Annotated in this window: 9 protein-coding genes; all 9 read left to right on the top strand. The window is 64.7% G+C overall.

All coding sequences use genetic code 11. The features are described from left to right. Positions 1–86: 86 nt before the first annotated feature. The 9 genes from AB4Y43_RS07730 (at position 87) to rfaE1 (ending at position 9,754) form a co-directional block, all read left to right on the top strand. Complete coding sequence (locus AB4Y43_RS07730) at positions 87–1,076, top strand: prephenate dehydrogenase (RefSeq protein ID WP_368727376.1); 990 nt, start codon at positions 87–89, stop codon at positions 1,074–1,076. A gap of 81 nt (positions 1,077–1,157) precedes the next feature. Further along, positions 1,158–2,462, top strand: coding sequence for a 3-phosphoshikimate 1-carboxyvinyltransferase (aroA, locus tag AB4Y43_RS07725; RefSeq protein ID WP_368727375.1), 1,305 nt, complete (start codon positions 1,158–1,160; stop codon positions 2,460–2,462). 27 nt (positions 2,463–2,489) lie between these two features. Further along, positions 2,490–3,185 (top strand): (d)CMP kinase, encoded by a 696-nt coding sequence (cmk, locus tag AB4Y43_RS07720; protein WP_368727374.1) that lies wholly within the window; start codon positions 2,490–2,492, stop codon positions 3,183–3,185. 202 nt (positions 3,186–3,387) lie between these two features. Then, complete coding sequence (rpsA, locus tag AB4Y43_RS07715) at positions 3,388–5,118, top strand: 30S ribosomal protein S1 (RefSeq protein ID WP_069262639.1); 1,731 nt, start codon at positions 3,388–3,390, stop codon at positions 5,116–5,118. Between the two features lie 25 nt (positions 5,119–5,143). Then, the gene (locus tag AB4Y43_RS07710; protein WP_027817382.1) at positions 5,144–5,467 is read left to right on the top strand and encodes an integration host factor subunit beta; all 324 of its coding nucleotides are present in this window, start codon (positions 5,144–5,146) and stop codon (positions 5,465–5,467) included. Positions 5,468–5,761: 294 nt separating this feature from the next. Then, positions 5,762–6,055, top strand: a complete 294-nt coding sequence (locus tag AB4Y43_RS07705; RefSeq protein ID WP_028208175.1) for a lipopolysaccharide assembly protein LapA domain-containing protein — start codon at positions 5,762–5,764, stop codon at positions 6,053–6,055. A gap of 64 nt (positions 6,056–6,119) precedes the next feature. After that, complete coding sequence (lapB, locus tag AB4Y43_RS07700) at positions 6,120–7,295, top strand: lipopolysaccharide assembly protein LapB (protein WP_069262638.1); 1,176 nt, start codon at positions 6,120–6,122, stop codon at positions 7,293–7,295. A gap of 85 nt (positions 7,296–7,380) precedes the next feature. Beyond that, complete coding sequence (locus AB4Y43_RS07695; RefSeq protein WP_069262637.1) at positions 7,381–8,778, top strand: UDP-glucose/GDP-mannose dehydrogenase family protein; 1,398 nt, start codon at positions 7,381–7,383, stop codon at positions 8,776–8,778. Beyond that, positions 8,750–9,754: a D-glycero-beta-D-manno-heptose-7-phosphate kinase gene (gene rfaE1, locus AB4Y43_RS07690; protein ID WP_342948582.1), complete on the top strand. Its 1,005-nt coding sequence runs from the start codon at positions 8,750–8,752 to the stop codon at positions 9,752–9,754. The genes AB4Y43_RS07695 and rfaE1 overlap by 29 nt, the downstream gene beginning before the upstream one ends. Positions 9,755–9,829 lie beyond the last annotated feature (75 nt).

The following is a 9,829-nucleotide window of genomic DNA, read 5'->3' as shown; positions in this document are numbered from 1 at the left end:
CAACTATGGCCTGCCGCAATGGCTGCGTGTGACGATCGGCTTGCCCGAGGAGAACGCGGCATTCGTCGCGGCCCTCGAGCGAGCGCTTGGCGCGCAATGAGCGCGCAACCCTTACTTTTTTCGGTGACGTCGTGAGTGCGTTTTCGTTTAACAAACTGGTGATTTTCGGCGTGGGCCTGATCGGCGGGTCGCTCGCGCGCGCGTTGCGCGAGCGAGGCTCGCACGGCGGCGAAGGCGTGCAGGTGATCGGTGTGGGCCGCAGTGCAAAGTCGGTATCGCGCGCGCTCGAACTGGGCGTGATCGATGCCGCCGCGACGCTCGACGACGAAGCGGCGCTCGCCGCCGCGCTCGACGGCGCCGACATCGTGCTGATCGCCGCTCCCGTAGCGCAAACCCAGGCCCTGCTCGAGCGCATGGCGCCGCACCTGGGGCAAGCAACCATCGTCACCGACGCCGGCAGCACCAAGAGCGACGTGATCGCCGCGGCCCGTGCCGCGCTCGGCGCGCGCATCGCCCAGTTCGTGCCGGGGCATCCCATCGCCGGGCGCGAATCGAGCGGCGTCGACGCCGCGCTGCCCGATCTCTACGTGGGCCGCAACGTCGTGCTGTGCCCGCTCGCGGAAAACGCGCCGGCATCGGTCGAGCGCATCGCCGCGATGTGGCGCGCCACGGGCGCATTGATCGGCGAGATGCCGGCCGCGCAGCACGATCGCGTGTTCGCTTCGGTGAGCCATCTGCCGCATGTGTTGTCGTTTGCGCTCGTCGACCAGATTCTCGCTTCGCCCGACGCCCAGCTGAAATTTTCGTTCGCGGCAGGCGGTTTCCGCGACTTCACGCGCATTGCCGCGTCGAGCCCCGAAATGTGGCGCGACGTGTGCCTCGCGAACCGCGCCGCGCTGCTCGCCGAACTCGACGGCTACACTGAAGTGCTGGCGAAGCTGCGCGCGGCCATCGACGCCGGCGACGGCGCAGCGCTCGAAACCGTGTTCGCGCGTTCGCGCGCCGCGCGCGAGGCGTGGCAGGAGCGCGGCGGCAAGAGCGCGGCGGCGGCCATCGATACAGCACCAGGCAAATAAGCAAGCAGGACCCAGCCCGACGGCGCGAGCGCCGCAACCCAGGCAACCTCAGGTAACACCAGGCATTCTCAGGACACGCTCATGGAACACCTCGATCTCGGACCGTTCACCCGTGCGTCCGGCACGATCCGTCTGCCCGGTTCGAAGAGCATCTCGAACCGCGTGCTGCTGCTCGCCGCGCTGGCCGAGGGCGAAACGACCATCACGAACCTGCTCGACTCCGACGACACGCGCGTGATGCTCGACGCACTGGAAAAGCTCGGCGTGAAGCTCAAACGAGAGGACGACACCTGCATCGTGCAGGGCACGCGCGGCGCGTTCCAGGCGGTGCGCGCGGATCTCTTCCTCGGCAACGCAGGCACGGCGGTGCGTCCGCTCACGGCCGCGCTCGCGGTGAACGGCGGCGACTACCGCATTCACGGCGTACCGCGCATGCACGAGCGACCCATCGGCGACCTCGTGGACGGCCTGCGCCAGATCGGCGCGAAGATCGATTACGAAGAAAACGAAGGCTATCCGCCGCTGCGCATCCGCCCCGCGCCGGTTTCGGTCGAGGCGCCCATCCGCGTGCGCGGCGATGTGTCGAGCCAGTTCCTCACGGCGCTTCTGATGACGCTGCCGCTCGTGCGCGCCAAGGACGGCGTGACGATCGTCGAAGTGGACGGCGAACTGATCTCCAAGCCCTACATCGAAATCACGATCAAGCTGATGGAGCGCTTCGGCGTGAAGGTCGAGCGCCACGGCTGGCACCGCTTCGAGATCCCGGCGGGCGTGCGCTACCAGTCGCCGGGCAAGATCATGGTCGAGGGCGATGCATCGAGCGCGTCGTACTTTCTCGCCGCGGGCGCGATCGGCGGCGGCCCGCTGCGTGTGGAAGGCGTGGGACGATCGAGTATCCAGGGCGACGTTGCGTTCGCCGCGGCGCTCATGCGCATGGGCGCGAACGTCACGGTCGCCGATGACTGGATCGAGGTGCGCGGGATCGGCAACGATCACGGCAAGCTCGACCCCATCGACATGGACTTCAACCTGATTCCCGACGCAGCGATGACGATCGCCGTGGCGGCGCTCTTCGCCGACGGCGCAACTACGCTACGCAACATCGCGAGCTGGCGCGTGAAGGAAACCGACCGCATCGCCGCGATGGCCACGGAACTGCGCAAGGTGGGCGCGAACGTGGAAGAGGGCCCCGATTACCTGATCGTGCGTCCGCCCGAGCAACTCACGCCGAACGCAGCGATCGACACCTACGACGATCACCGCATGGCGATGTGCTTCTCGCTCGTGAGCCTCGGCGGCGTGCCGGTGCGCATCAACGACCCGAAGTGCGTCGGCAAGACGTTCCCCGATTACTTCGAGCGCTTCCTGGCGCTCGCGCAACCTTGATTCAATGAAGCCGAGTACCTTTGCCGCATGAAATCGACCCGTCCCTTTTATCCGACGCCCGTCATCACGATCGACGGCCCGAGTGCTTCCGGCAAGGGCACGGTGGCCGCGCTAGTCGCCGCGCAACTTGGCTTTCACCTGCTCGACAGCGGCGCGCTGTACCGCCTGGCGGCGCTCGCGAGCATGCGCTACGCGATTGCGGCCGACGACGCCGAGAACCTTGCGAAGCTGATCGACGATCTCCATATCACGTTCCGCGAGGGGCTTGCGCAGCTCGATGGCGTTGAAGTTTCGAACGAAATCCGTGCCGAGGAAGTGGGCAACCGCGCCTCGATGATCGCTGCGCATCCGGCCGTGCGCACCGCGCTCGTGGCGCGCCAGCGGGCGTTTCGCAAGCTTCCCGGGCTCGTTGCGGATGGCCGCGACATGGGCACCGTGATCTTCCCGGACGCTGTTCTGAAGGTGTTTTTAACGGCCAGCGTGGAGGCCCGTGCGGCCCGCCGGCATAAGCAATTGATCCAAAAAGGTTTTTCTGCTAATATGGATGACTTGCTTCGGGATTTGCGTGGACGCGACGCGCGCGACAGTAACCGCGCGGCCGCACCGCTCAAGCCTGCAGCAGATGCGCAGCTTCTCGATACTTCGGCGCTCTCCGTCGACCAGGCGGTCGAACAGGTGGTGCAGTGGTATCAGGAGTCTAGCCAACTGCGGCCCGTACGGTAATCCGCGAACGGGGCAAAGCGCAGTAAAGAAAGCAGTAAGCAGTAAGCAGTAAGCAGTAAGCAGTACGAGTAGGTGCCCTGGAAAGCAACAGGGCGTGTGTTAAACCCTTTAACCCCGTATGGCTTTTGCATCTGCGCCGCGAGCATCGTGTTCCGGCCTCAACGCCCGGCAGTCAAGACCGACTGGCGAGGTAGCGAAAACCATGCAAATCCAGATTTTTATGTCCGACCTGCAAACCTCCACCCCGAATACCGAATCTTTCGCGGCTCTGTTCGAAGAGTCGCTGACCCGCCAGGACATGCGCGCCGGCGAAGTGATTTCCGCCGAAGTCGTGCGCGTCGACCACAACTTTGTGGTCGTCAATGCTGGTCTCAAGTCCGAAGCCTATATTCCGCTCGAAGAATTCCTGAACGACGCGGGTGAAGTGGAAGTGCAGGCGGGTGATTTCGTTTCCGTCGCGATCGACGCGCTGGAAAACGGCTACGGCGACACCATCCTGTCGCGCGACAAGGCGAAGCGTCTCGCTTCGTGGCTGTCGCTGGAAAAGGCTCTCGACAACAACGAACTCGTGACCGGCACGATCACGGGCAAGGTCAAGGGCGGCATGACCGTCATGGTCAACGGCATCCGCGCGTTCCTGCCGGGTTCGCTCGTCGACACGCGTCCGGTCAAGGACACGACGCCGTACGAAGGCAAGACCCTCGAATTCCGCGTCATCAAGCTCGACCGCAAGCGTAACAACGTCGTGCTGTCGCGCCGCGCAGTGATCGAAGCCACGCAAGGCGAAGAGCGCGCAAAGCTGCTCGAAACGCTCAAGGAAGGCGCGATCGTCAACGGCGTGGTCAAGAACATCACCGACTACGGCGCGTTCGTGGACCTCGGCGGCATCGACGGCCTGCTGCACATCACCGACATCGCATGGCGTCGCGTGCGTCACCCGAGCGAAGTTCTCTCGGTTGGCCAGGAAGTCACCGCGAAGATCCTCAAGTTCGACCAGGAAAAGAACCGCGTTTCGCTCGGTATCAAGCAACTGGGCGACGATCCGTGGGAAGGCATCTCGCGCCGTTACCCGTCGGGCACGCGTCTGTTCGGCAAGGTCACGAACATCACCGACTACGGCGCGTTCGTCGAAGTCGAATCGGGCATCGAAGGCCTGGTTCACGTGTCGGAAATGGACTGGACCAACAAGAACGTTGCTCCGTCGAAGGTTGTCCAGCTGGGCGACGAAGTCGAAGTCATGGTCCTCGAGATCGACGAAGACCGCCGCCGCATCTCGCTCGGCATGAAGCAGTGCAAGCCGAATCCGTGGGATGACTTCAGCCGCAACTTCAAGAAGGGCGACAAGCTCCAGGGCGCGATCAAGTCGATTACCGACTTCGGCGTGTTCATCGGTCTGCCTGGCGGCATCGACGGTCTGGTTCACCTTTCGGACCTGTCGTGGTCGGAAGCTGGCGAAGAAGCCGTTCGCAAGTACAAGAAGGGCGACGAAGTCGAAGCCGTGGTTCTGGGCATCGACGTCGAGAAGGAACGCATTTCGCTCGGCATCAAGCAGCTCGAAGGCGACCCGTTCAGCAACTTCGTTGCTGTCAACGACAAGGGTTCGATCGTCGACGGCGTGGTCAAGTCGGTTGACGCCAAGGGCGCAGTCGTGACGCTGAACGCCGACGTCGAAGGCTACCTGCGTGCTTCGGAAATCGCGCAAGACCGCGTGGAAGATGCTCGCAACGTGCTGAAGGAAGGCGACAAGGTCAACGCGATGATCATCAACATCGATCGCAAGTCGCGTGGCATCAACCTGTCGATCAAGGCGAAGGACTCGGCTGAAACGCAGGAAGCCCTGCGCACCATGTCGGCTGATTCGGGTCAGGCTGCCACCGGCACGACCAACCTCGGCGCGCTGCTCAAGGCCAAGCTCGACGGCCAGAACCAGTAAGCCTCAAACGGGGGCAAGCTGAAGTATGACCAAATCTGAATTGGTCGCGCAGCTGGCTACGCGATTTCCGCAACTTGTTCTCAAGGACGCGGATTTCGCGGTCAAGACGATGCTCGATGCGATGTCCGAGGCGCTTGCCAAGGGCCATCGCATCGAAATTCGTGGCTTTGGCAGCTTCGGCCTGAATCGTCGGCCGTCGCGCGTCGGTCGCAATCCGAAGTCGGGTGAAAAGGTGCTGGTGCCTGAGAAGTTCGTGCCGCACTTCAAGCCGGGCAAGGAACTGCGCGAGCGCGTCGACCGTAATTCGGGCGAGCCGCTGAAGGCGGACGAGCCGGACGACGACCTGTAAGCGTTGGATCGTTTTCGATCGGGCGATTGCGGTCGTCGGCGGTCAATGCCAGATGGCCAGAATGCATGGACCGATAAAAAGCGCTGGGGTGAACAACCCCGGCGCTTTTTTTTCGTCTGCGCCTTTTGGACGCGGTTAGTTCCGGCAAGCCAGGTTGCCTGGCTCAGTGCTCGCTCACACGTGTCGGCCCGCGAGCCGTTCAATTACAATACGGGACACTTCGGCGCGGCTTGTGCTGCGGCGCAGCATGTCCGCCGTGCCGGCGCCTTTCTCAACTGCCAAGAGAACCCTTCAATGAGATTGATCGCCTGGGTGATCCGTGTGCTGGTGTTCGTACTGCTGCTCGTCCTTGCGCTCGCCAACACGCAAACCGCGACGCTGAACTTTCTGGCCGGATATTCGTGGCAGGCCCCGCTGATCCTGATCGGCCTCGCGTTTTTTGTCGTGGGGCTGCTGGCGGGGCTGCTTTCTGCGCTGCCCGGCGTGTTCCGGCTGCGCATGGAAAACGGCCGCCTCAAGCGCGACTTGCGGGTGGCGCGTGAAACGCCCACGCCGAGCGTCGAGCCGCCGCTGCCGCCGCTCATCTGATTTGTATTGCCGTGCCGCGCGCCTGAACGCGTGCGGCTGATTTTCCGCTCATACCATCGCTCGCATGGATCTCGATTTTTGGTGGCTCCTCGTCATTCCCGTGGCTTTCGCGCTCGGCTGGATGGCGTCGCGCTACGACCTGAAGGCACTGCTTTCCGAAAGCGCCAACCTGCCGCGCTCGTATTTTCGCGGCCTGAATTTTCTGCTCAACGAGCAGCCGGACAAGGCCATCGACGCGTTCATCGAGGTCGCCAAGCTCGACCCCGAAACCGTCGAGCTGCACTTCGCGCTCGGCAATCTGTTTCGCCGCCGCGGCGAGACCGACCGCGCGATCCGCGTGCATCAGAATCTGCTTTCGCGTTCCGACCTGCCCGTGAACGAGCGCGACCACGCGCTCTATGAACTCGGCCAGGATTTTCTGAAGGCCGGTATGCTCGACCGCGCCGAAGAGACCTTCGGCAAGCTCAAGTCGGGCGACTTCGCGCTCGGCGCTCAGCGTGCACTGCTCGCGATCTACGAGATCGAGAAGGACTGGAACCGCTGCATCGACACGGCACGTCATCTCGAAACGATGGGCGCGGCGTCGCTCGACCTCGAGATCGCCCAGTTCCACTGCGAACTCGCGCAGGAAGCGCTCCAGCAGAAAAAGCCCGACGAAGCGCGCCGTCAACTGGCGCTCGCGCTCAAGGCCAATTCGCAGAACGTGCGCGCGACGATCCTCGCAGGCGACGTCGATGCGGCAAGCGGCGATTGCGAGACTGCGCTTGGCCACTGGCGCGATGTCGAAGCGCAAAACCCCGCTTATCTGCCGCTCGTCGCCGAAAAGGTCATGAAGGCCTACGAGACGCTCGGCCGCGCCGAAGAGGGCGCACAATTGCTCACGACGTGGGTCGACGCGTATCCGTCGAACGATCTGCTCGACGTCGCCTACAAGTATGTCGCCGCGCTGCGCGGCCCCGATGCGGCGCACGCGCTCGCCCGCACGCAGATGCAGAAGTCGCCGAACCTCGCCGGCATGGCGCGCCTGCTCGAAGCGCAGCAGGCCACGGCCGAAGAGCCGCGCCGCAGCGAACTCGAGCTGATGCGCAAGCTGCTCCAGCAGCGCACCAAGAACCTGCCTCGCTACACCTGCCAGAACTGCGGATTCCGGGCGCGCCTGTTCTACTGGCAGTGTCCGGGCTGCAGCGGCTGGGAAACCTATGCGCCGCGCCGTGTCGAGCCGGTTCCCGCGTCGAGCTGAGCCTTAAGGGCGCGCGTGCCCAGCCCGGCACCAGCCGGCCGCGCCCACAAACATTCCAACATCCGCATCTGTCACCGGAGCGCCTATGAAGATCACCATTGTCGGTACCGGCTACGTCGGCCTCGTCACCGGTGCGTGTCTTGCCGAAATCGGCCACGACGTGTTTTGCCTCGATGTCGATCCGCGCAAGATCGATATCCTGAATGGCGGCGGCGTCCCGATTCACGAGCCGGGCCTGCTCGAACTCATCGCGCGCAACCGCGCGGCCGGGCGCATTACCTTTTCCACCGACATCGCCGCGAGCGTCGAGCACGGCGAGGTGCAGTTCATCGCCGTGGGCACGCCGCCCGACGAAGACGGCTCGGCCGATCTCCAGTACGTGCTCGAAGCGGCGCGCAGCATCGGCCGCCACATGAACGGCTTCAAGGTGGTCGTCGACAAGTCGACGGTGCCGGTCGGCACGGCGCAGCGCGTGCACGGCGTGCTGGCCGAAGAACTGGCGAAGCGCGGCCTCTCGCATAGCGTGGATCACCGCTTCTCGGTCGTCTCGAACCCCGAGTTTCTGAAAGAGGGCGCGGCGGTGGACGACTTCATGCGTCCGGACCGCATCATCATCGGTCTCGACGAGGACGAGAACGGCACCGTGGCGCGCGAGAAGATGAAGCGCCTCTACGCGCCGTTCAACCGCAATCACGAACGCACGATCTACATGGACGTGCGCTCCGCCGAATTCACGAAGTACGCGGCCAACGCCATGCTCGCCACGCGCATCTCGTTCATGAACGAGATGGCGAATCTCGCCGACCGCGTGGGCGCCGACATCGAGTCGGTGCGCCGCGGCATCGGCTCCGATCCGCGCATCGGCTATCACTTCCTCTATGCCGGCTGCGGCTATGGCGGCTCGTGCTTCCCGAAGGACGTGCAGGCGCTGATCCGCACGGCCGCCGAGTCGGGCCAGAACCTGCGCGTGCTCGAAGCCGTCGAGGAGGTCAATCACGGCCAGAAGGAAGTGCTCGTGAAGAAGATCGCCAGCGTGTGCGGCGACGACCTCACCGGCAAGCACTTCGCCGTGTGGGGCCTCGCGTTCAAGCCGAACACCGACGACATGCGCGAAGCGCCGAGCCGCCGTCTGATCGCCGACCTGCTCTCGCGCGGGGCCACGGTGGCGGCGTGGGACCCGGTCGCAGCCGAAGAGGCGCAGCGCGTGTTCGCGCTCGATCTCGCACACGCGCCTGAGCAGCACGCGCGCCTGACGTTCGCATCGAGCCAGGACGACGCGCTCACGGGTGCCGACGCGCTCGTGATCGTCACCGAATGGACCGCCTTCAAGGCGCCCGATTTCGCGCATTTGAAGAAGGTGCTCAAGGCACCGCGTATCTTCGACGGACGCAACCTCTACGAGCCCGACGCCATGGCCGAGCTCGGCATTGACTATCATTCGATTGGGCGGCCCCATGTCAATCTCGCAAACTCCGCAGCCTGAAGCCGCGCCCGTCGCCGCGCTTGCTGCTGCCATCGCGCCGGAAGTGCGCGTCGTGCCGCGCGAGAAGCTCGCGACCTCGCGCGTGCTGGTGGTGGGCGACGTCATGCTCGACCGCTACTGGTTCGGCGACGTCAACCGCATCTCGCCGGAAGCGCCGGTGCCGGTCGTGCATGTGCAGCGCAAGGAAGACCGTTTGGGTGGCGCCGCGAACGTCGCGCGCAACGCGGCGGCGCTCGGCGCTCACGCGGGCCTCCTGTGCGTGGTGGGCCATGACGAACCCGGCGAGCGTATCGTCGAGCTGCTCGACGAAAGCAACGTGAACGCGTATCTCGAGCGCGATCCCGCGTTGCCGACCACCATCAAGCTGCGCGTGCTGTCGCGCCAGCAACAGTTGTTGCGCGTGGACTTCGAAAACACGCCCGCGCACGAGATCCTGCTCGCCGGCCTCGCGCGTTTCGACGCGCTGCTGCCCACGCACGACGTGATCCTGCTCTCCGACTACGCGAAGGGTGGGCTCACGCATGTCACGCAGATGATCGCGAAGGCGCGCGCCGCGGGCAAGGCGGTGCTCGTCGATCCGAAGGGCGACGACTGGGAGCGCTATCGCGGCGCGAGCCTCATCACGCCGAACCGCGCGGAGCTGCGCGAAGTGGTGGGCACGTGGAAGTCCGAGGAGGACCTGCACGCGCGCGTGACGAAGCTGCGCCACGAACTGCAGTTCGATGCGCTCCTGCTCACGCGCTCAGAAGAGGGTATGACGCTCTTTTCCGATGACGGCGCGCTGCACGCGGCGGCCGATGCGCGCGAAGTGTATGATGTCTCGGGCGCCGGCGACACGGTGATCGCGACCGTCGCGGTCATGCTGGGCGCGGGATTGCCGCTCGTCGAAGGCGTCGCGCTCGCGAATCGCGCGGCCGGCATCGTGGTCGGCAAGCTCGGCACGGCCACCGTCGACTACGACGAACTCTTTCAATAATGTTGCGCATGCGAGCGTGCAGCGCTCGCACCCCGGCCGGAATTTCCGCAGCGTTTTTCCGGCGGGGCATCAACC

It is taken from the genome of Paraburkholderia sp. BR10872 (assembly GCF_040965835.1).
Classification (GTDB): domain Bacteria; phylum Pseudomonadota; class Gammaproteobacteria; order Burkholderiales; family Burkholderiaceae; genus Paraburkholderia; species Paraburkholderia nodosa_A.
Note: the sequence above shows the minus strand (reverse complement) of the source record. Positions and strands in the feature narration are given on the sequence as shown.